Here is a 20158-nt window from a genome sequence, read left to right as displayed (position 1 = left end):
CTACACGTAAGGAGTCGTCGGCAGCGTCAGATGTGTATAAGAGACAGACGTTCAGGTGCACCAACACGACGCGCGCCCCGGCGTCCTCAGCGAGGGCGCGATACTCGTCACGGCGCGCCCGGGATACCAGTGCGTAGTCCAGCACCACGTTACGTCCCGCTGCGACGAGCTCCCTCACCCGCCGCTTGTGTTCCACCTTGATCTGGCGCTGCACCGCCGGCGGCAGCGGCTGCTCGCGGCATCCGGCGTCCCAGGCGTCCTGGTCCATCGAGAGCCACACGAACCCTTGCTCGGCGAGTTGCCGTGCGAGCGTGCTCTTGCCCGAGCACGTGAGCCCGCACAGCAAGACGACCGTGCTGCTGCGTGGGTTACTCAAGGGTGAACTTGCACGTCGTGCTGACATCCATGGTCGGCGTCGAGAACTCCGCGGTCTCACCGCGCGAGAGTCGGAACGAGCGTTTGGGATTGTGTAAGTCGTAGCCACGTCCGTCCACCCTCGGGGCGAGGGCGTCACTCATCCTGAATTTGACGTCGTCTCCATCCACTTTTTTCACCTTGATCGTCAGCTCACCGGTGAGGATGCGGATGGTGACCTCGTCTCCTTCCTGGAGATCGCGTAGCGTCGCGGTCTTCGGCTTCGCAGGTTTGGGAGTCTCGCCATCAGGGCCAGGCCAGCCGCTCACGGTTTTGCACACCACGCTGAGCGTCATCGGTTGGATCGTGGGCGTTTCTTCAGCGCCACATGCACCCAGCATCAATGTGGCTGCCCCCAAGGCGGCGAGTGGTTTCCTCATCATTGCTCTCTTTCATCCCTAAGCGTGGATCGCGTGGAGTCCACGCGGCTCAGGTGCGAAACTACGCCTCCGCGCTGTCTTCCTCGGCTTCACGGGTGGGGCGTTCGTACGCGTCGACCAGGCGCTTCGACACCTCCGCGATGTGCTTCGTCGCCTCGTAAAACCGGCCCATCTCGTTCCACACCCCGTCTTCGCTGAAGACGCCGTACTCGCCGTCGGGGGTGCCGTCGAGCAGCTCGAAGTCTTCGCGCCACTGGCCCTCGTAGTACTCCATGAGGGGCTCGAGTGCGGCCCATGCGGCTTCGAGTCGTTCGTCGACGGTCCAGAGATCGTCGTTGAGTTCCGTGATTGCCGCGAGCCGCTGTTCGTTGTCTCGCACTCGCGCCATGCGCTCGTCGTGGTTCTCAGCCATGCGCCCATTCTACGGGCGCAACTCCGGCGAGCGCCACGTCGTTACACGCTGCCCACTCAGTGCTCGACGTGCAGATGGTAGACAACGTAGCGGAGCCGTGGAGCGCGACGCTGAGGTCGGCCCACGGCTCCGCCGGTGGTTACTGCGTCGCGACGATCACTCGTCGGCAGCGCTGGGGTGGGTCATGTCAGCGGGCACCACCCACTCGTCGAACTGCTCGTCAGTCAGGAACCCCAGTTCGAGCGCGGACTCACGCAGCGACAGCCCCTTCTTGTGCGCATTCTTGGCGATCTGCGAGGCCTTGTCGTAGCCGATGTGGCGGTTGAGCGCCGTCACCTGCATGAGGTTGGTGTCCAGGTTTTCCTGGATCTTCTCACGGTTGGGCTCGATGCCGTAGGCGCAGTGCTCGTCGAAGGAGACGCAAGCGTCACCGAGGAGCTGGATGGATTCCAGCACGCACCAGGCCATGACGGGCTTGTACACGTTGAGCTGGAAGTTACCCTGCGAACCGGCGAACCCGACGGTGGCGTCATTGCCGAACACCTTCGTCGCCACCATCGTCATGGCCTCGCACTGGGTGGGGTTCACCTTGCCGGGCATGATCGACGAGCCGGGCTCGTTCTCGGGGATGAGGAGCTCGCCGATGCCGTTGCGCGGGCCGGATGCGTACCAGCGCACGTCGTTAGCGATCTTCATGAGGGCATCACCGAGCACGCGCAGCGCGCCCGAGACGAGGACGAGCGCGTCGTGGGCGCCGAGCGCAGCGAAGAGGTTGTCGGCCTGCTTGAAGTCGATGCCGGTTTCTTCCGAAATCTTCTTCGCGGTGAGCTCGCCGAACTTCGGGTGGGCGTTGAGGCCGGTACCGACGGCGGTGCCGCCGATCGCGAGTTCACGGGCGCGGGAGTCGGCGTACTCGATGCCCTCGAGCGCGAAGTCGATCTGCGCAACCCAGCCGGAGAACACTTGGCTCAGCCGGATGGGGGTGGCGTCCTGCAGGTGGGTGCGGCCCACCATGATGATGTCGTCGAACTCCTTGGCCTTCTTGTCGAGGGTGTCGCGCAGCTGGCGCACGCGCGGGTACATGGCGTGCAGCTCGTTCACGACGGCGATGTGCATGGCCGTCGGGAAGGTGTCGTTCGACGACTGGCCGCGGTTGACGTGGTCGTTCGGGTGCACCGGCGTCTTCGAGCCCTTCTCGCCGCCGGCCAGCTCGATGGCGCGGTTGGAGATGACCTCGTTGACGTTCATGTTCGACTGGGTGCCAGACCCGGTCTGGAACACGACCAGCGGGAAGTGGTCGTCGAGATCGCCAGCGATCACCTCGTCGCCAGCCTTGGCGATGAGGTCGGCCACGTCCTGTGGCAGCTCGCCCAGCTCAGCATTGGCGAGGGCGGCGGCCTTCTTCAGCGTGCCGAGGGCCTTCACCATGGGGCGGCCCCAGACGAAGGTTTCGCGGCCGATATCGAAGTTGTGGAGGGACCGCTCGGTCTGGGCTCCCCAGTAGCGGTCGGCAGCGACCTCAACGGTGCCCATCGAGTCGGATTCAGTACGAGTGTGCTCTGCCACTTGTGGCTCCTTCGCGTGACGGAAACGTGTGGCTCCAAGCCTAGCTGGGGCCACTATCCTGCTTGCGGGCAGCCGTGTTTCAAGCAACCTTCAGCCGACGATTCGCCGCTGGCTAGCTTCTTCACGATGAGTTCGCCTGCGTCGGGGCGCCTCGTTTGGAGGTCATCGTCACTCCCAGGAGCAGGACGGCGAGCGCCACCGGCACCGACGGAATACGGAACATCTCGTGAGGGTAGAGCAGGGTGCGCCATCCGAGACATGCCACCAGCGCCGTCTGGAGCACGACGATGAGGCCGAGCGCGTCAAGCCTGCGAAGACCCACCGTCGACGCGATCGCCAGGACGGCCGCCGTCGCCATCAGGCCAGGCACCGCCGTCGAGCCGATCTGTGACTGCATGGCGTCGCCGAAGCGCAGACTAGTGGCGAACCGGAAGGTTTCCAGCCATCCGTCGATCGGGCGGCCGAGGTTTCCGTCGTCGTACGTCTTTTGCTCGGCGGCGAAGCGCCCGCGGATGAACAGCAGCCACGCACCCAGCGCCACGGGCCCGGCGAGCAGCGCGAACAGGCGGCTCCACTCGATGTTGCGTGCGCGTATGCCGTGGATGAGTCCGCTCAAGCCGAGGGCGACGGCGACCAGCACGAGCGGCTCTTTGAGTAGGCACATAGCGGCGGTGAGCACGGCAATTTCGATGAGGCTCGTGCGTTGGTCAATCCAGCGCAGGCACAGCAGCGCCACGAGAAATAGCTGTGCGGGTTCGGTGAGCGCGGTCGAGGCGCTGAACAGTAACCCGGGGCTGCACGCCACGATGAGGCCGAGCCACGGCGACCCACCAAGCCGTACGGCAAGCCGCGAGACCGCCACTGCCGCGCCCATCATCGACACGAGGCTGAGCACCCAAAAGATCCACGGCAGGGCCGGTGCGTGGCCGAGGCTCAGTGCTCCCGCAATCCAGGAGTAGAGAGGATGGCCGTAGCGGTAGGCCGCCAAGTCGATGAGCTCGTGCGAGCCTCCTGCTGCCGCGAAGGGGTCCGTCGCCATGGCCCAGAGGTAGACGCCGTCGTAGTGGTCGTGCGTGGTGGTGAATTGGAAGGATGGGTCGACTGCCGCGATGCGGGGCACGATGGCGTCGGTATCTGCGACGTTCAGCAGCAGGCTCGGGTGGAACACGCCCCAGCGCGAACTCACCTGTGTGAGGAGCGCCACCACGGCTGCGATGGCGCCCGTGAGCCACGAGATAGCCCACCCGCCTGTTGCCGATGCTGTCGACCTGCCTCGATTCATCGGTGGGTGACCTCCGCACAACATGCGCCGGGTGCGATTGGTTCGGGCCGCTGCGGAGGCGTCGCATCAGGGGCGTCCATCATGCGCACAGTCTATGCAGACGCCGCTGACGGCGGTGACCAACCAACAAGTGACCGTTATCCTCCACGCGCGGCAAATCTTCCCCATATAGGCGGGAAATAATGCAGCTGTGGAGGATAACGGTCAGATTTTGCTGATACCCACCACGCGACCCTGCACGCCGAAGCAGGGTTCTCCCGCGTCGTTGCGCGGGCGATAGCCCGCGAGCGTGCGCAGCACGCGAAGGTCACGTTGGCCTGTCGTGGGATGTGCATCGATCACTGCACAGCGCCCGATGGCGCCAGTCACCTCCACGAGCACCTCACCCAGACGAATTACCTTGCCACGCCACGCATCTTCCGCGTAGGCCTCGTCGTGGTCCAGCAGGTAGGTGGCACGAAAGCGAGCCGCCTGGTCGAGGAAATCTGCTGTCTGCAGGCGTGTGCCCAGGTCGCGCACACTCGCTGTCGTGATGATGGAGATGGGGCTTCCATACACGATGGCGCCTCGCTCGGGCTGAGCGAGGCGCACGGGTATGCCCAGGTAGTCGCTGAATGCAGCATCCAGCTCCGACGGCGCAAACGTCGCAGGAACCATGCGTTTCCAGTAGTCAACCGTGCACTGCTCGCCGGTGGGCTGCGGCGAGGACACCACCGTCGTTCCGCCCGGGAACTCGACGGTGAGCTGCTCGATTCGGTGCGCGCGCACCGCCAGCAGTTCAAGATGCTGCACCGTACGCAGTACTTTGAGCTGATCGTCGACGAGACACCAACGCCGGTCCCCTACCGGGCCGAGCGCGTCGACGTCGACGGACCTCGGCTCATGCCGAATGCCCTTGATAGGGGCGTAGCCGAAACTCACCACGGGGAACGATGGAATGCTCACGTCGCCATGCTGCCACGCCAAGCACGCGAGCATGGGCACAGTCTATGCAGACGCCACTGGCGGCGGTGACCAACCATAAAGTGACCGTTATCCTCCACGCGCGGCAAATCTTCCCCGTATTGGCGGGAAATGGTGCAGCTGTGGAGGATAACGGTCACTTTTCGCGGCGCCCCCGTCCTACTGATCGCTCAGTTCAGCAGACCTTGTTCCCTGGCTTTCGCAAGGGCTGCCGTCCTGCTGGAGACCCCAAGCTTGGAGTACAGCCTTGCCAGGTGCGATTTCACAGTCGCCCGGCTGAGAAAAAGCTCAGCGCTGATGGCTTGGTTACTCAGGCCGCGGTCGAGGCACTGCAGCACGTCGCGCTCCCTGGCGGTGAGTTGCAGTGACGGTGTGCGCAACCGATGCATCAACTTCGACGCCACTGCCGGCGCCAGCACTGGGCGCCCGGCCACCGCGTCGCGCACCCCGCGGACGAGCACGTCGGCGGGTGAATCCTTCAACAGGTAGCCGCCGGCGCCGGCTTCCACGGCGCGCAGAATGTCGGTGTCGGTGTCGTAGTTCGTGAGGACGAGTACAGCGGGCGGATGGTCGAGGGCCTGGATGCGTTCGACGGCGTCGACGCCTGACGGGCCGGACGGGAACCGGAGGTCCATGGTGATGAGGTCGATGCCACCGACCTTCGCCCGGTCGACGGCGTCGAGCGCTCGATCGACCTCCCCCACCACCTCGAGATCGGGCTCGGCTTCGAACACGGCGCGCAAGCCGGCACGCACGATGGGGTGATCGTCGGCAATCAGGATGCGTATCATGCTCGGCTCCTCTCAGGCGGGGACTCTGGCGGCAACGAGAGTGCCGTCGTCGCCTGACGAGACGATGGCGAGCGTCCCGCCCAACTCCTCGATGCGCGAGCGCATGCCCTGCAAACCGAATCGGCCCTTGTGAGCGGCAGCGTCGACGTCGAAACCGCGGCCGTCGTCGTCGACTTCCAAGGCTACTTCCTCACTCTCGTAGATGAGCGTGATCTGGCAGTGCTGGGCGTCCGCGTGGGCTTCGACGTTGCGCAGTGACTCCTGAGCAACGCGAAACAGCGCGGTTTCGTCGCTCGCGTCCAGAATGCGGGGTTCACCTTCGACGGCGAACTTCGTGGGCACACTGGCGTCGTGGGCGAGGCGGCGCAGCGCGGGCGCCAGTCCGGTGTCGACGAGATCTGGAGGCGTGAGTTCCCCGATGAACGCCCGCGTCTCGGCGAGCGACGCCTGGGCGGTGTCGCGCGCCAACGCCAGGTGCGCCCGCACCTGGTCTGCGTCCGTCGCGCGCTCGGCGGCTTGGAGGAGGAGCTGGATGCTTGACAGGGATTGCGCGACGGTGTCGTGCAGGTCGCGCCCAATCCTGGCGCGCTCCGCGAGGCGGCCCGCTTCACGTTCGGCCCGCGTCGTTTCCGCCTGGCTCGCACGGAGTTTCACTAGCAGCACCTTCGAAGCATCCGACGAGCGGTACACCATCCGGATCATCGCCACGAAGGCGACGATCAGCACCGCCACCACGATGGGCCCGACGACGGTGCCCGCAGTCAGTCCGTGGTGGAACACCTGGCCGGCGACGGTGAATCCCGCGACGATTGCCGTCGCGATGGCACCGGCGATGGGCGGAAGCAGCCACGACGTGAGCAGCGCCAGCGCGGTGAGGAAGTACGACGCGTCAGGGGATTCGACGATCACCATCGCCCATGGCACGGTCACGGCCAGCAGGAAGATCAGTGCGTCGACGTGGAGGTCTCGGGCGGGCCGGCTGAGGTCGTGCACGCGGCTGAGGCCGACGAGACCGCCCGCGAGGATCACGCAGGTGAGCGCGGAGAATACGACGATGCCCGTCAGGTGCGGGTGCCCGAACGCGAAGGCCATCCCCGCTGGGTAGATCGCCAGGCCGGCGAAGAGCAGCCCGATGCCGAGCAGCACCAGCATCTGCGTCGGCGAGGGAGGCGGGGTTTTGGGTTTGGCCACGCTCCCCAGGCTAGCCCGTCGGGGTTGGGTGGAGTTCAGCCAAAAGGATGAGGTGAACCCGTCCCAAGGGGTCTCGTGTGCGAGCGCAAGCCAGAGCAGCATGGAGTGCGTTCAGGAAAGGGACTGTCTATGTACTTGGCTTTGCGGGATCTGCGGCACAGTAAGGGCCGCTTCGCACTCATCACTATCGTCGTTACGCTCATGACGTTGCTCGTCGGATTCCTCACGGGCTTGACCGGCGGGTTGGCGTCGCAGAACGTGTCTTCGCTGATGCACCTTAAGGCTGACAAGGTGGTGTTTTCGATGCCCGACGACGAAGCGCCCTCGTACACGACTTCTCGGGTGAGCGAAGAGCAGGCGAAGGCCTGGAAGGACGCGGCAGGCGTCGACCGGGCTGACCCGCTCGGCCTCACCTTCGCGCAGGTTGAAAGCGGCGACGCGGACGTCGCCGTCGCGCTGCTCGCCACCTCGACGGGGCGCATCGACGAAGTGCCCGGCGACGCGGATCACATCACGCTCGGCAAGAGCATCGCGGACGACTTGGGCGTCGCTGCCGGCGACACTGTGACACTCGCCGGCCGTGACATGACCGTCGGGAAGCTGGCCGACGACACCGAGTTCTCCCACCGCGACGTGGCGTGGGTCACCACCGATGCGCTCCACCAATACCTGGAGAGCACGCGCCAGCCGCAGGCCTACGCCAATGTGCTCCTCGTCGACGGCGACCCCGACGTCGAGGCGATGGACGCGGCCCAGGGTACGACGACGCAGGCGCTGCTGCCGTCGCTGCTCGCGTTGGAGGCGCTCAAGTCGGAGATCGGTTCGCTGGGCATGATGATTGGGATGCTCATGGTGATTGCCGTGCTGGTGATCGGCGTGTTCTTCCTGGTGTGGTCGATGCAGCGCCAGCGTGACATCGCGATTCTGAAGGCGCTCGGCGCCAGCAACCGTTGGATCTCGACGGATGCGCTCGGCCAGGCGCTGCTCGTGCTGTTGATCGGGGTCGGACTCGGCACCGGGGCAACCGTCGGGCTTGGACTGCTCGTCGGCACCACGCTCCCGTTTGTGATGAATTGGCTCACCCTGCTCGTGCCGTCGGCGGGCATGGTGATCGCCGGCCTGCTGGGCGCGTATGTGTCGCAGCGGCGCATCACCGCCGTCGATCCCCTTGTCGCGCTGGCTTCGGCCGCCTGATCCCCAGTCTTACTACGAAAGGAACGCTCATGCTGAAGCTCACCGATGTCATCCTCACCTACCCCGATGGCGACGAGCGCGTCACGGCGCTCGACAACGTGTCACTTACCGTGGAATCCAACACCTTCGCGGCGGTCACCGGCCCGAGCGGCTCGGGCAAATCCAGCCTGCTGGCCGTGGCATCGACCCTTGTCACTCCCGATTCCGGCCACGTCGACATCGACGGCACAGACATCACGACGCTGAACTCGAAGGGGAAGGCCGCACTTCGTCGAAGCAAGCTGGGGATCGTCTTTCAGAGCCCGAACCTCATCCCGTCCCTCAGCGTGCGCGAGCAGCTCGAAGTGGTGCTGCGGATGGGCAGCCGTGGGGCCCGTGAGCGCGGCATGGCACAGATCCCGGAGGTGCTCGACGCCGTCGGGTGCAGCCAGCTCGCCGACCGCCTACCCGCGCAGCTGTCCGGTGGCCAGCAGCAACGCGTCAATATTGCGCGGGCGATCATCCACGAGCCGTCGGTGATGCTCGTCGACGAGCCCACGAGCGCGCTCGACCAGGAGCGGGGCAACGAGATCATCGAGCTGTTGCGCCGCATCACGCATGAGCGCAAGCTGGCGACCGTCGTCGTGACGCACGAACCGGAGCAGCTACCCAGCTTCGACGCTGCGTTCGAGATGCGCGACGGTGTGCTCGCCCAGATGCGCCACCGCATGGCTGCGTGAGGGAATACGGGGCGGGGGTCAGGCGTCGAAGGCGCTGACCTCTACGCCCGCAGCCCGTAGGATCTCCGCGCCCGACGGGAGCTGCGCGTCCACGCGGTTCTGCTCCTTATACGGTGACGCGTAGAGCACGCGGCGCACGCGGCGGCTGTTGACGATAAGGCGCGCGCAAGTGGCGCAGGGCTCGTGCGTGACGTAGAGCGTGTGCTGCTCGCCGTTCCAATTGGCGGCGAGCAGGGCGTTCACCTCAGCGTGGATGAAGCCCGAGAGTCCCTGCTCCATCGATTCGCGCTCGTTCGGCTCGCCCGCGGCGCGCCCGTTGTACCCGACGCCAACCACCCGGTTGTTGTGATCGAGCAGGCACGCACCGACCTGCACCTTCGCATCTGCGGAGCGGGTGCCCCACAGCCTGGCCGTGGCCATGCCGAGTTCATCAAATGTAGGGCGTTGCGTAGTCACGCGTTCACTCTACCGCCGACGGTTCCCCTTCGGCCTGCCTGTTCGTCGAGCGCCCTTTGCCCGACCGTCAAGTAGGGCCGAAGGCCCGTACCGAGACGCATCCCGGGGTTTCGACACGCCCGCTACGCGTGCGGCTCAACCATCGGACTTGCTCGCCCGCCGCCCCGATCGTCGAGTAGCGCCGAAGGCGCGTATCGAGACGCATCGTCACACTCACCAAAACTGCAAAACTCGCCAACAGCTGCGTGCCTCACGCTTGGTTGAGCGGGGAGGGGTCCGACTGTTGGCGAGTTTTGCAGTTCTTGTCGCCGCGTCTCGATGGCATCTTGGTCACCTGGTCCGATGATTGAGCCGCCACCGCGGGTGGCGCGTCGAATTCATCCACGATGACCTTCAGTGGCAGATCTGCGCCCAAACACGGACCATGATCTGCCACTGAAGGCCGGTTCGCTCCGAGCCGTCGGGGCTGGTCAACGCACGAGCAATCACCCACCTGTGGATAACTCTAGAAACCATGCTGAGGTGACCCCTACCTCTGGTTCACTCAAATCTCTGGAGGAACAATCATGGTCAAACAACGACGTTTCGGCTACACCATCGCCACCACTCTGCTGCTTACGACGGTCACCGCCTGCCAACCCGCACAACCCCAAGCACAAGAACAACCCACACCCGCAGCACCCACATCCATCCGACGTGTCCCCATCACGAGCCCGACCCCACCAACTTACGCCACCGCAACCAGGGCGCCGGTGAGTGGGAAGACCGCGGTGAAGCCGCCTTCTGGGACGTCGAGATCTGGCGCGCCGGCGCCGAAGCCATCGCCGACCAGAACTGGCCCAAAGGGACCCCCGTCCGCGTCGAGGGCACCATCCGCCAGCGCCGTTACGAGACCAAGAACGGCGACAAGCGCACTGCTCACACCATCACCGCGTCGAGCATCACGCACGACGTGATCGCGGCGCACCGACGGGGCAGGCACGACGCCAATCCGGCCGGATCGCCCCAGAGCAGCCAGGCCGATCCCTGGTCGGCACCCGACCCCTGGGCCGTGGACCCGCAGTGACCCGGTCACATACTTGGGGGACCGCAGCCGTAGCTGTGGCCCTCCTCGGCCTCGGGGCCTGCACGCCCACACCAACCGCACCAGGCCCGCCAGCGCCGCAGCCTGTTCAGCTGCTCCGGGTCGTCGACGGCGACACTGTCGACGACCAGATCGGTGAGCACCAGCGACGGGTACGACTCCTCGGCATCGACACCCCAGAACGCGACGAGTGCGGCCATGACGACGCCACCGACCACCTCGACGCACTACTCGCCGACGCCACCGACCACCTCGACGCACTACTCGCCGACGCCATCATCACCTTGTCCCACGATGCGGCAGCAGACCAGGAAGACCAGTACGGCCGGCTCCTTGGCTACCTCGATGCCGACGACCACGACGTCGGCATCATCCTCATCAATGAGGGGCTCGCAGCTGCGTGGTGGCCGCGAACCGCAGCTGCGCCTGAACGCGAACCCGGCTATCAGCTGGCCCAGCAGCACGCCCAAGACGCCGGGGTCGGGTCCTAGGGACACTGCGACCAGGTCGGACGTCAGCGCAGCGATTGACTATGCACATCAGGCGTCACGAAACGCTGTCAGACATGTCGTGAAACGGAGGAAGTTCCAAGAGGTTGGCGATCGCTGATCCGCCCTATCTCGGCCGCTCACGCCGCTGGTACGGCCAAGGGCACGGCCACAGCGGTGGACGCGGCCGAGCAGCTGCACACCCGGAAGCCGATCAATGGGATGATCCAGCCACCCACCGCCAGCTCGTGACCTGGCTGGAGCCCAGCTACGACGGCTGGGTCATCGACGGCGAGCCCGAATCGTCGAGCTGGCTCCAGTCGTGTAGGTGATGGGTTCGAGTCGCTGCGTCCGAAGTACGCCGGCGGACATCCGCCAAAGCTCGACACCACCCAGCGCGGACTGGTCAAGCAGATCGTGCTCGCGCGGCCGCGCGAGCGCGAGGTGCTTGGCTTGATTCGTGTTGTATCCTCTTCTCACCTCTCAGGCTGCTGCGCGATCACAGGCAGGCCCGTGGTCAGCGGTGTCTTCCTCTGAAGAGAAGAAACCCTCCGACTACAAAGGTGACGATGACGAAGAGGAGGGTGGAGGGAGCGTAGTTCGGACCGCAGGAAGCCTCTGAGCAACTGAATGTCGTGGTTGCAGCGAGGGCTACCAGGCCGAGCAAGATCACGGCCAGTCCAAGAACTACGTGCCGCTCCTTCTTCTTCATCATCGGTTAGCTGACCAGCTGCTCAACCGTGGACTGGTCCAGATCGACGGGGAGATTCTCGCTCTCTGTGGGCGCGACTTGTCGGGCCGACGGTTCTTGAGCGCCTCGACGGGCCTTCGAATCATCGGCCAGTTCGTAGAGGCCGGCGTTGCTGCCGGTCACGTAGTAGTGGCTGGCCAGTTCTCCCTTGAGTCCAGAACTCGTCAAGAAGAGAAGGTAGTCCTGGCCGGTGACAAGCAGCGGCACGAGCGGCGCCTGCTCATCTGAGCCGAACTGGCGCACGGTGATCAGATCCCCGGTCCTCGCTTCGTTCGATTCACGGACTTCAACCGTCGAGAGCGTGAAGTCGGTGTGGTCGTCGATGTCTTGGACGGTCCTGGTCGCGACCACGCGTCCGGTGACCACCAGCGCACTGTCTTCGGCCATTTCGCTTACTGATTCGTAAAGGCGGATACGTGAAGTCTCGCCACCGGTGGTGACCGAGGCGCATCCGGTGAGCAAGACGAGTAGGAGCGCCACGGCTCCTCTGTAGATGCGTGACATGATCATGGCCTCCGGATTCAGTAGATCGAGTTCACGCCAGCGATTTCGTCGCTGGTCAGGCTACGGACACCTGCGGAGTAGGCAGCGCTGGCCGACGTGTACATAACCCGCTTGAGGGTCGAGACGTGCCCAAGCCCGATCGAGTGGCCAAGTTCGTGCAGCCAGACGACCTTCAGGCGGGGGACATGAGAGTCGGACGAACTAGGCAGATAGGTCATGTTGAGTCTCGCTGTAACGCCGATGAATCGCCCGAGCGCGCAGGTGTAAGACGCCTGGCCCTCCCATCCTGTATACCCGTAGTCGCCATTCTCCGCCTTCAGGCCCGGGCCGCTCGCGTCGACGTACGACATGGTGACGTCCGTCGCAGACGTGTAGTTCGAGATCGCCTGCTTGATGGCGGTGAAGAACTTCCCATTGACGTAGCGAGTGTCGACCTTGATGGTGGCCGAACCCCACTTACAGCCATTCGTGGAGTAGGCGTTCGCGTTGAGTTGAGCCGAGAACACCATGAGCGACCCCAATACTAGGGCCGCCAAGAACCTCTGAACAGATTTCATCCCGAATCCTCCTTTGCTGTTGCTCTGAGTCAAGGCGGGTTCCTCGCCGGTAGTGCGGAAACCTGTGAACCGTTATCAAACTGTTACAAAGCGGCGTGGTGGCGGGGGTGGTGGCGGCGTTTGATGCCCTGGCGGCGGCCGAGTGATCGTGGTGGATCTGAGCGCGGCCCTTGGCTGTCTCAAGGATGCTGCTGGGGTAAAGCCACCTTGAGAGAAGGAGCGTGAAGTCAATGAAGACGTCAATCAGAGTTGGGGTCGGCAGCGTCGTCGCTGCGATCGTACTGTCCGGCGTGGTGGGTGTTACGCCGGCAAGCGCAGCGTGCACCGCACAGGGCAGCAAGGGAGATACCAGTTCGCTCAGCTGGACGCGCGCCATGAGCAACGACTGCGCTGGCAACGTGCAGGCTCGGGTCAAGCGATACGTCCAGAGTTTTCAGACGATCACGGACGGCCCGAAGTCGCGCAACTCCTACGTTTCGGCCAGCGAGGGTTCGGCTGGCGCGGGGCATGCACTGCGGATTCAGATCGCTGCTGGAGGCTCAACTTGGACCGCTTGGGACTACTTCTGAGTCGTAGGCTGATCGCGAAGCTCCAAGGGAGAACCCTCCTATGTGTGTTGACGACCGTCATCGCCGGGGTGGGTGTCGGGTGCTCTGGCCAGCCGCCCACGTCTGATCCCTACGTCGAGGACTTCCGGCAAGCGAAGGAACTCGCGACCTCGGACTTCGAGCGTGCCGTCTTGGAGGATGGGAAGGTCACACGGTCGGAGTACGAGGAGGCGATGCAGCGCTATGTCTCGTGCATTAGTGACGGCGGCGGTAGCGTAACCCTGAAGGAACAGGGCGGCTACTACGTCTATCAGATCTCCGGAAGCATCGAGCATTATGACCAGATCAGTGAGGGCTGCGCAGGAGGCACGACGGTGTTGATCGGCCGCTGTATGTGGATGTCCTGATAAACCCCGACAAGCTCGACCCGGATGAGGCGCTCGCTCGGTGCTATGTGGCCGCGGGCTTGGTGGAGACGCCGTTTGGTGCGCAGGATCTACGTGACCCGATGACCGCGGCCGGTGCAGATGGCTCTGTGGGGACGCCGATCGATCCGGCGGCAGTAGAGCTGGTGAACACTGAAGAGTCGGTTAGGCGCATGGAGAACCCGAGCAGCGGCGGTAAGGACAGGTGAGCGCACACCCGCGCTTTCCGTCCCTGGCGTTGTCGTGGCTCGCGGTAGCCGCGGTGAGTGCGGGTGTGGTGTGGCTCGCGGCGTTCCGTCCGATCGAGGAGCCTGCGCAGACAGATGCGGGGGAGTCGTCCTATGCCCTGTCCCCGAGCGAATTCGCGGACGAGCGTCCGGTCGAGGTCACTGTCGCCCCGGCGCCCAAGCAGCCGCTGATCGTGCGGGGTTCTGGTGTCGTCACGGCGGTCGACTGTGCCGTTGGCGGCCGTTGGGCGTCGGGCTCCACCCCAGTCGCGGTGGACGGGAAAAGGCTGTTGCTGCTGAGCGCGAAGGAGCCCTGGTACCGGGACCTGACACTCGGTGATGAGGGCGACGACGTGGCGAACCTCCAGCGTGCCCTGAACCACCTCGGCGCCGAGGTGAGCGTCTCCGGGGAATTCTACGGCGCGACCCGAGCCGCGTGGAAGAAGATCCTCGATACGGCCCACATACCCGCACGAGACGGAGACTTCCACCTGAGTCAGGTTGTGTGGCTGCCCGAGGACGAGGTCACCATCACGCAGTGCCCCTTCGCCGCCGGCCAGGACATCGCTGCCGGCGCCGCGATCGCGACCGCCAGTTCCGGCCACGCAACGGTGAGCCTCACGCCTCCCGTTGATCTCTTCGACGGGCACCGTACCTTGACCGTGGGAGCGGCGACTGTGACGCGCGACATCAACCCCAGACGTAAGTGAGCCCGCCAACTCCAAAGTTCTGCTGCATTTCTTCTTAGCTGCGGCTCACGTACGGCAGAAAGCCGGCCCCAAAGAATGACCCACCATCAGGAAATAGAGTACGCTTGCTACAGTACTGACCGACGGTCGGTCGGTAAGGGGCAGTACACGTGAGCAGAGTGAGGAAAGCTCCGCAAGAACGCAGGAGTGACATCCTGCGCGTCGCAGCTGAGCTCTTCGCTGACAAGGGCTACAGCGCCGCGACAGTGAACGATGTCGTGACGCATGCCGGCATTGCGAAGGGCACCTTCTACTACTACTTCGCATCGAAGGACGCGTTACTCGAGGCCCTCACCGACGAACAGATGGGTGCCATGATCGAGCTGGCTCGAGCCACCGTCGAACGAGACGATTTGAGCGCAACCGAGAAGCTCCTGACGTTCTGGAGCACCCAGCGCGACGCGGCCTCAGCCGACGGCCTGACATCGCACATCGAAGAGGCCTTCGACGAGACAGCCCACATCCGGTTGCTCTCCCGACTCGTTCTCACTCTCGGGCCGGAGCTCACTCCCATCGTCGAACAAGGGGTGACCGAAGGAACATTCTCGACGCCGTACCCCGCCGAGGCCATGGATCTCATCCTCGCCAGCTCGGCGTATCTGTTCGATAGTGGCCTGCTGACCCGGCCTGATGCAGACCCGACGCGCACGATGCAGGCGTTCTTGCACCATGTGGAGGCGCTCTTGGGCGCCCGTCCGGGCACGTTCAGCAGCTTCGCCACCACGCTGGGGTAGCCGGTGCCATGCTGATGCGATTGGTTCGCGGGGATCTCCGCCGCAACACGGTGACGGCTACAGCGCTCGTGGCGCTCCTCGCCATCGCGACGGCCCTCGTCGCCGCGGGCGCGGGCACCGTCGCCACGGTCTCCGGCTCGCTCGACCGCTTGTTCACGAGGGCCAAGGTGCCGGACGCGATGCAGATGCATAGCGGAGAGATCGACGAGCGGCCCATCCTCGAATGGGCGACGCGACACCCCGACGTTGCCGATGCGCAGGTGGTCACCACCTATCCGCTTCCCGTCGGGAAACTCACGATCGGCGGGCATCCGCAGTCTGATTCCGCGCTGCAGCCGTCGGCAACAGCGCAAAGCCCCTCGTTCGACCAGCTGTTGGGTCTTGACAATTCAGTGCTCGACCCCTCCCCCGGCACCGTCGTCGTGCCTCTGGCCTATCGGAGCCAAGTGCAGCCAGGAGGCGACGTCACACTGGAGATCAATGGCGAGGAGCGCAGCTTCGTCGTCGCCGGGTTCCTGCGAGATGCGCAGATGAATCCCTCGATGGTGACCTCCAAGCGGCTGCTGTTCTCGAGCGAAGACATGCGCTGGATAGCGTCCGGGCTCGAGCCTGAATATCTGGTGGAATTCCGTGTGGTGCCGGGGGCATCGCCAGGCGCCGTGCTCGCGGAGTACGAGGCAGCTCGGTTCCCCACTGCGGGTCCGGCCATCGACGGCGGCTCCATTCGTCTGCTGGCGGGATTATCGTCGATGCTCGTGGTGGGCGTGCTGGCGGCAATCGCCTGCGTCGTCGCTGTGCTGGGCATGCTCACCGTCCGGTTGGCGGTCAAGACAGCAATCGCGACTGACCTCACGCAGATCGGTGTGTTGAAGGCTATCGGCGTGCCGGAGCGTCGAATCAGATGGACGTTCCTCGCAAAGTACGTCGCCATCGCCCTGATTGGTGTGGGGCTCGGTGTGATCGTCGCACCGATCTTGCACGGCTCCCTCACGCGTCAGGCGACGTTGGAGCTGGGCGAACCAAGCTCACCGCTTCCCGCAGCAATAGCCTGGTTTGGCTCGGGACTGTTGGTGCTGCTGGGGGCTGTTGGGTACTGCTGGTGGCTCATGCGTGGCATTGCCCGGGTGCCCACACTTGCCGCGATGCGCGCGGGAACTACGTCGAAACGCCCCTGGCTGTGGGGGTGGCGCTTGGCTCGGACGAAGCTGCCGGTGTGGCTGTGGTGGGGTCTGCGCGGCGCGTCGGGCCGCGAGCAAGCCGGGCTCGCGATCTTGGCTGCGCTCATCGCCGTCGCGGTGTGTGTTCCGGCCCAGGTCACCACAACACTGGCCTCCCCGCAGCTGTCTTCATACCTGGGGGTTGGCGAGGCCGACGTGATCGTCGAGACTCGTGACGCCGAGGTGGCGAGTCAGCTCGCCCGGGAGCTTCCCGACGACGCCGCCGTCGCAGCGCTCGCCCCGCTGCAGCACATGCGCGGGGCCATCCAAGCGGGCGACGAGTGGGAGCGCACGACCATCTTCGTCGGGGATCACACCGTATTCCCACTCCACTACGTCGAGGGCGGTCCACCCACCTCCGACGATGCCATCGCGCTCTCGGCGAAGGTTGCGGAGGCAAGCGCGGCGCGCGTCGGTGGCACGGTTTCGGTGCGCGACACCCTGGGCGAGCGAACGCTCACCGTGAGCGGCATCTACCAAGACATCTCGAACGGCGGTTCGACGGCGAAAGGCACGTGGCAGATCCCGGCCGACGACGTGGAGACCTGGACGTGGCACGTCGGGCTGGTGGATCCGTCGTCGGGCGACGAGGTCTCCAAGCGCTGGCAAGCCCGCTATCCCGACGCGGCGGTGGTGGACGTCGCAGGCATGGGTGCGGCCATCATGGGCGGCGTGATCGACGTGCTGCGCGCCATCGCGCTCGCCGCGCTGGCGGTGGCAGGCGTGGCGATCTTCGGACTGACAACGCTATTCCTGCGCATGGTGTTGGCCAGCGAGGCCGCCGAGTACGCCACGTTGCGGGGCCTGGGCGTCGCAGACCACATGACCCGACGAGGCCTCACTGTGCGTTACTGGGCGCTCGTGGGCGGAGGCGCTGTCGTGGGACTGGTGCTCTCGTGGCTCGCGGGGCGTTTCGTCGTCGGACCCCTTGCCGGAGCGACGATGGGTGCGCCCGAGCTGCAACTGATGGGTGTGCCGTGGCTGGCTGTGGCAGGGTTGCCGGCGGTGCTCGTCGTGGCCGTGTGGCTGGGCGTGGCGGCTGCGTCGTCGAATCTTGCCACCTTGACCGTGCAACGAGTGACTGAGGAGTGACATGATCGAAGCGAAGGGGCTCACGAAACGCTTCGGGGAGCAGACGGTGCTGCGCGAGGTCGACGTGCGCATCGACGACGGTGAGTTCGTCGCAATCATGGGCCCGTCCGGGTCCGGAAAATCCACGCTGCTGTATCTCCTGAGCGGCATCGACACACCCGACGAAGGCACCGTCGAGCTGCTCGGACATGAGCTGGGGACGATGTCGCAGCGCGCGCTCGCCAATCTTCGGCTGCAACAGCTCGGCTTCGTGTTCCAACAACCGCGGCTCCTCAGCACGCTGAGCCTGCTGGATAACGTGATGTTCCCTGGCATGGTCGCCGGCAAGAGAAATCGCGACGAGGTGCTCGCCCGGGCGCGGACGCTGCTGGCCGGCGCCGACGTCGCCCAGCTCGAGGATCGCGACGTCACCCAGGCCTCCGGTGGGCAGTTGCAGCGCGTCGCCATCTGCCGGGCGCTCATTGGGGAACCTGACGTGTTGTTCTGCGACGAGCCCACCGGTGCGCTCAACTCAGCCAACGCGATGCGGGTCATGCAGCTTATTGCGCGGGAGGCGAAGGCCGGCACCACCGTTGTTATGGTCACGCACGACGCCGCCGTCGCCGCCTTCGCGGACAGGGTACTCATGCTGGCCGACGGCGCCATCGTCGGAGATCGACGGCTCACTGGCAATACGGACAGCCGCCACACGGAGCTTCTCCAATGGCTCCAAGAAGCTCACATCTGAGCGACGCAAGCAGCGGGCAATGACCCGAGGAAAGCCCGAGCTCACACGAAAAAGGGTGCCGGAATCGTCGTCGACGACGGGCGCCTCGCTCAGGAGGGTCATGATCGGCTTTCCCTCAGCCTGGCTGGTGGCGCGGTAGGTCGAGATCATACGTTGGTCGATACCTCAGATGATTTCGGCCCCGACCTCGACGGTCGTCGGCGAACAGTGCGTCGAGGCGGCGGAACAGTGATCAGACGATGGATAGCGAAGGAAACGTCGCCCATGTCGAGGTCTTCTGGCTCGCGAGCGGGGGCACTTCAGGAGCGTTTGAGAGAGCGCAGGTGACGGCCGATGATCAGTCAGCGATCAGGCGGTTTCTGGCCGCGGCAAGCAAAGTGGCGTAATCAGGGTCGAACGTCTCGACCACCACGGACTCCAGCGACGATAAGAGATTCCACAGCACTCGCTGCTCGACGTCGTCGGCAGGTAGAGCGCCGGGTTCCTCATGCCTGCTCAGCCAGTCCAACAGGACCAGTGCCTCATCGGCGGTAAGGATCACGGTACGATTCATCAAAGGCCTCCGTGGCTGAGTACGTCTTGGAGCTGTGCTGGATTGAGCTTCCGACCGCTGCTGAATTCCTGGGACCGATTGGTTCAGATGTCGAGCTCGCGGCGATGGACCCAGTCGGGGATGGTGCGCTCACGGGCATACTGCTCAAACAAAGGAGCAGCCTGCTCGGCAGTCCACACCTCCTCCGGATGCACCATGGTCTGCCCCGTATCCCACACAACCCGCTCACTCTCACTACCCCTCAGCGGCCCCCGCCCCAACACCCAATGAGTATGACTGCCATCCTCGTGGGTAACACGAAGCTCGAGCGTCATGCACTCAGCAGTCCCCGCACACTGAAGATAATTGTCAAGATACGCAGGATGCGCAAACTCCTCCGTAGACGGATAATGCCACAGCACATAAGTGGTGGTCTTTCCAAGTTGCATACGCTGCTTTCCCGGAAGGAAGCCGTACTCCATCTCGATCTTCGCTTGTACAGACAGCTCTCCGTTGATAGTTGCAGCCGGGAGCCATTCCACAGGAGACATTCGTTCAACATACCTTTCGTTGCAGGTCACGCCTTATCTGACAAGATGACTTTAGTAATCACGATTTCCTCGCCGTCGAGCATGGCACGGGCAGGACGTGCGCACTTCTGTAGGGAATCAACAACGAGGCCACTACCAACACCCGCCCCCACCCAGAACAAGAACTCGCGGCCACAAAACCACCCACCCACACTCGAACAGGAACCCATGAATCTCCATATCTGAGTGTGAGCTGCTAGCTCAAAAACCAGGAGCCCGCTGCTGAGTTCCTGGGAGGGACTGGTTCAGATGTCGAGCTCGCGGCGATGCACCCAGTCGGGGATGGTGCGCTCACGCGCATACTGCTCGAACAAGGGAGCAGCCTGCTCGGCAGTCCAAACCTCCTCTGGATGCACCATGGTCTGTCCCGTATCCCACACAACCCGCTCACTCTCACTACCCGTGAGCGGCTCTCGACCCAACACCCAATGAGTATGACTGCCATCCTCGTGGGTAACACGAAGCTCGAGCGTCATGCACTCGGCAGTGCCGGCGCACTGAAGATAGTTGTCAAGAGACTCAGGATGCGCAAACTCCTCCGTAGACGGATAATGCCACAACACGA

The 20158-nt window shown here is 64.5% G+C and carries 25 protein-coding genes; 12 read left to right on the top strand and 13 right to left on the bottom strand.

Annotation, left to right across the window (positions count from 1 at the left end):
• Positions 1-368 precede the first annotated feature (368 nt).
• From Q0X68_RS10755 to Q0X68_RS10725, 7 genes are all read right to left on the bottom strand, one after another.
• Positions 369-710 (bottom strand): hypothetical protein, encoded by a 342-nt coding sequence (locus Q0X68_RS10755; RefSeq protein ID WP_297751488.1) that lies wholly within the window; start codon positions 708-710, stop codon positions 369-371.
• Positions 711-855: 145 nt separating this feature from the next.
• Positions 856-1206 (bottom strand): DUF4298 domain-containing protein, encoded by a 351-nt coding sequence (locus Q0X68_RS10750; protein ID WP_297751485.1) that lies wholly within the window; start codon positions 1204-1206, stop codon positions 856-858.
• Positions 1207-1362: 156 nt separating this feature from the next.
• A complete protein-coding gene (fumC, locus tag Q0X68_RS10745; RefSeq protein ID WP_297751482.1) occupies positions 1363-2772 on the bottom strand; it encodes a class II fumarate hydratase in 1410 nt (469 codons plus the stop codon).
• Positions 2773-2893: 121 nt separating this feature from the next.
• Positions 2894-4054: an AZOBR_p60025 family cell surface glycopolymer formation protein gene (locus Q0X68_RS10740; protein WP_297751479.1), complete on the bottom strand. Its 1161-nt coding sequence runs from the start codon at positions 4052-4054 to the stop codon at positions 2894-2896.
• A 204-nt stretch (positions 4055-4258) separates the two neighbouring features.
• Positions 4259-4999, bottom strand: a complete 741-nt coding sequence (locus Q0X68_RS10735) for an MOSC domain-containing protein (protein ID WP_297751476.1) — start codon at positions 4997-4999, stop codon at positions 4259-4261.
• 188 nt (positions 5000-5187) lie between these two features.
• A complete protein-coding gene (locus Q0X68_RS10730; RefSeq protein WP_297751474.1) occupies positions 5188-5808 on the bottom strand; it encodes a response regulator transcription factor in 621 nt (206 codons plus the stop codon).
• 12 nt (positions 5809-5820) lie between these two features.
• A complete protein-coding gene (locus Q0X68_RS10725; protein WP_297751471.1) occupies positions 5821-6999 on the bottom strand; it encodes a sensor histidine kinase in 1179 nt (392 codons plus the stop codon).
• A 129-nt stretch (positions 7000-7128) separates the two neighbouring features.
• Here Q0X68_RS10725 and Q0X68_RS10720 point away from each other — a divergent pair, with 129 nt between their 5' ends.
• Both Q0X68_RS10720 and Q0X68_RS10715 read left to right on the top strand, forming a co-directional pair.
• On the top strand, positions 7129-8193 hold the full coding sequence (locus tag Q0X68_RS10720) for an ABC transporter permease (protein WP_297751468.1): 1065 nt from the start codon (positions 7129-7131) through the stop codon (positions 8191-8193).
• Between the two features lie 29 nt (positions 8194-8222).
• Positions 8223-8912 (top strand): ABC transporter ATP-binding protein, encoded by a 690-nt coding sequence (locus Q0X68_RS10715; protein WP_297751465.1) that lies wholly within the window; start codon positions 8223-8225, stop codon positions 8910-8912.
• An 18-nt stretch (positions 8913-8930) separates the two neighbouring features.
• Here Q0X68_RS10715 and Q0X68_RS10710 read toward each other — a convergent pair whose 3' ends face one another.
• Positions 8931-9368 carry a dCMP deaminase family protein gene (locus Q0X68_RS10710; RefSeq protein WP_297741048.1) on the bottom strand — a complete coding sequence of 146 codons (438 nt, stop codon included), beginning with the start codon at positions 9366-9368 and terminating at the stop codon, positions 8931-8933.
• A 535-nt stretch (positions 9369-9903) separates the two neighbouring features.
• Between Q0X68_RS10710 and Q0X68_RS13165 the strand changes: the two genes are divergently transcribed.
• From Q0X68_RS13165 to Q0X68_RS10695, 3 genes are all read left to right on the top strand, one after another.
• A complete protein-coding gene (locus Q0X68_RS13165; protein WP_366128238.1) occupies positions 9904-10434 on the top strand; it encodes a single-stranded DNA-binding protein in 531 nt (176 codons plus the stop codon).
• A gap of 35 nt (positions 10435-10469) precedes the next feature.
• On the top strand, positions 10470-10943 hold the full coding sequence (locus Q0X68_RS10700) for a thermonuclease family protein (protein WP_297751459.1): 474 nt from the start codon (positions 10470-10472) through the stop codon (positions 10941-10943).
• A 104-nt stretch (positions 10944-11047) separates the two neighbouring features.
• A complete protein-coding gene (locus Q0X68_RS10695; RefSeq protein ID WP_297751456.1) occupies positions 11048-11272 on the top strand; it encodes a hypothetical protein in 225 nt (74 codons plus the stop codon).
• A 386-nt stretch (positions 11273-11658) separates the two neighbouring features.
• On the opposite strand, the gene Q0X68_RS10690 is transcribed toward Q0X68_RS10695, so the two are convergent.
• Positions 11659-12195, bottom strand: a complete 537-nt coding sequence (locus Q0X68_RS10690) for a hypothetical protein (protein ID WP_297751453.1) — start codon at positions 12193-12195, stop codon at positions 11659-11661.
• 17 nt (positions 12196-12212) lie between these two features.
• Positions 12213-12752, bottom strand: a complete 540-nt coding sequence (locus tag Q0X68_RS10685) for a matrixin family metalloprotease (RefSeq protein ID WP_297751450.1) — start codon at positions 12750-12752, stop codon at positions 12213-12215.
• Between the two features lie 230 nt (positions 12753-12982).
• On the opposite strand from Q0X68_RS10685, the gene Q0X68_RS10680 reads away from it, so the two are divergent.
• From Q0X68_RS10680 to Q0X68_RS10650, 7 genes are all read left to right on the top strand, one after another.
• Positions 12983-13321: a hypothetical protein gene (locus Q0X68_RS10680; protein ID WP_297751447.1), complete on the top strand. Its 339-nt coding sequence runs from the start codon at positions 12983-12985 to the stop codon at positions 13319-13321.
• Between the two features lie 44 nt (positions 13322-13365).
• Entirely contained in the window at positions 13366-13707 is a 342-nt protein-coding gene (locus tag Q0X68_RS10675; protein ID WP_297751444.1) for a hypothetical protein, read from the top strand.
• A complete protein-coding gene (locus Q0X68_RS10670; RefSeq protein WP_297751441.1) occupies positions 13695-13934 on the top strand; it encodes a hypothetical protein in 240 nt (79 codons plus the stop codon). The genes Q0X68_RS10675 and Q0X68_RS10670 overlap by 13 nt, the downstream gene beginning before the upstream one ends.
• A complete protein-coding gene (locus tag Q0X68_RS10665) occupies positions 13931-14662 on the top strand; it encodes a peptidoglycan-binding protein (protein ID WP_297751439.1) in 732 nt (243 codons plus the stop codon). The genes Q0X68_RS10670 and Q0X68_RS10665 overlap by 4 nt, the downstream gene beginning before the upstream one ends.
• Before the next feature lie 149 nt (positions 14663-14811).
• Positions 14812-15435, top strand: a complete 624-nt coding sequence (locus Q0X68_RS10660) for a TetR/AcrR family transcriptional regulator (RefSeq protein WP_297751436.1) — start codon at positions 14812-14814, stop codon at positions 15433-15435.
• An 8-nt stretch (positions 15436-15443) separates the two neighbouring features.
• The gene (locus Q0X68_RS10655; RefSeq protein ID WP_297751433.1) at positions 15444-17744 is read left to right on the top strand and encodes an ABC transporter permease; all 2301 of its coding nucleotides are present in this window, start codon (positions 15444-15446) and stop codon (positions 17742-17744) included.
• A gap of 1 nt (position 17745) precedes the next feature.
• A complete protein-coding gene (locus Q0X68_RS10650) occupies positions 17746-18471 on the top strand; it encodes an ABC transporter ATP-binding protein (protein WP_297751430.1) in 726 nt (241 codons plus the stop codon).
• A 337-nt stretch (positions 18472-18808) separates the two neighbouring features.
• Here Q0X68_RS10650 and Q0X68_RS10645 read toward each other — a convergent pair whose 3' ends face one another.
• The 3 genes from Q0X68_RS10645 to Q0X68_RS10635 all read right to left on the bottom strand — a co-directional run.
• Positions 18809-19024, bottom strand: a complete 216-nt coding sequence (locus Q0X68_RS10645; RefSeq protein WP_297751428.1) for a hypothetical protein — start codon at positions 19022-19024, stop codon at positions 18809-18811.
• Between the two features lie 83 nt (positions 19025-19107).
• Positions 19108-19554: a hypothetical protein gene (locus Q0X68_RS10640; protein WP_297751425.1), complete on the bottom strand. Its 447-nt coding sequence runs from the start codon at positions 19552-19554 to the stop codon at positions 19108-19110.
• 284 nt (positions 19555-19838) lie between these two features.
• On the bottom strand, positions 19839-20158 hold a 320-nt coding region (locus Q0X68_RS10635), incomplete at its 5' end, for a hypothetical protein (protein WP_297751422.1).

Origin of the sequence: uncultured Tessaracoccus sp., assembly GCF_947286155.1 — a bacterium.
Lineage (GTDB): Bacteria > Actinomycetota > Actinomycetes > Propionibacteriales > Propionibacteriaceae > Arachnia.
This window is presented reverse-complemented; position numbering and strand designations above follow the sequence as displayed.

Excerpts from the sequence above, each read along its gene's own strand:
- Q0X68_RS10755 (WP_297751488.1), bottom strand. The coding sequence starts at position 710 with ATGACGCTCAGCGTGGTGTGCAAAACCGTGAGCGGCTGGCCTGGCCCT.
- Q0X68_RS10750 (WP_297751485.1), bottom strand. The coding sequence starts at position 1,206 with ATGGCTGAGAACCACGACGAGCGCATGGCGCGAGTGCGAGACAACGAA.
- Q0X68_RS10740 (WP_297751479.1), bottom strand. The coding sequence starts at position 4,054 with ATGAATCGAGGCAGGTCGACAGCATCGGCAACAGGCGGGTGGGCTATC.
- Q0X68_RS10730 (WP_297751474.1), bottom strand. The coding sequence starts at position 5,808 with ATGATACGCATCCTGATTGCCGACGATCACCCCATCGTGCGTGCCGGC.
- Q0X68_RS10720 (WP_297751468.1), top strand. The coding sequence starts at position 7,129 with ATGTACTTGGCTTTGCGGGATCTGCGGCACAGTAAGGGCCGCTTCGCA.
- Q0X68_RS10715 (WP_297751465.1), top strand. The coding sequence starts at position 8,223 with ATGCTGAAGCTCACCGATGTCATCCTCACCTACCCCGATGGCGACGAG.
- Q0X68_RS10690 (WP_297751453.1), bottom strand. The coding sequence starts at position 12,195 with ATGTCACGCATCTACAGAGGAGCCGTGGCGCTCCTACTCGTCTTGCTC.
- Q0X68_RS10685 (WP_297751450.1), bottom strand. The coding sequence starts at position 12,752 with ATGAAATCTGTTCAGAGGTTCTTGGCGGCCCTAGTATTGGGGTCGCTC.
- Q0X68_RS10680 (WP_297751447.1), top strand. The coding sequence starts at position 12,983 with ATGAAGACGTCAATCAGAGTTGGGGTCGGCAGCGTCGTCGCTGCGATC.
- Q0X68_RS10655 (WP_297751433.1), top strand. The coding sequence starts at position 15,444 with ATGCTGATGCGATTGGTTCGCGGGGATCTCCGCCGCAACACGGTGACG.
- Q0X68_RS10650 (WP_297751430.1), top strand. The coding sequence starts at position 17,746 with ATGATCGAAGCGAAGGGGCTCACGAAACGCTTCGGGGAGCAGACGGTG.
- Q0X68_RS10645 (WP_297751428.1), bottom strand. The coding sequence starts at position 19,024 with ATGAATCGTACCGTGATCCTTACCGCCGATGAGGCACTGGTCCTGTTG.
- Q0X68_RS10640 (WP_297751425.1), bottom strand. The coding sequence starts at position 19,554 with ATGTCTCCTGTGGAATGGCTCCCGGCTGCAACTATCAACGGAGAGCTG.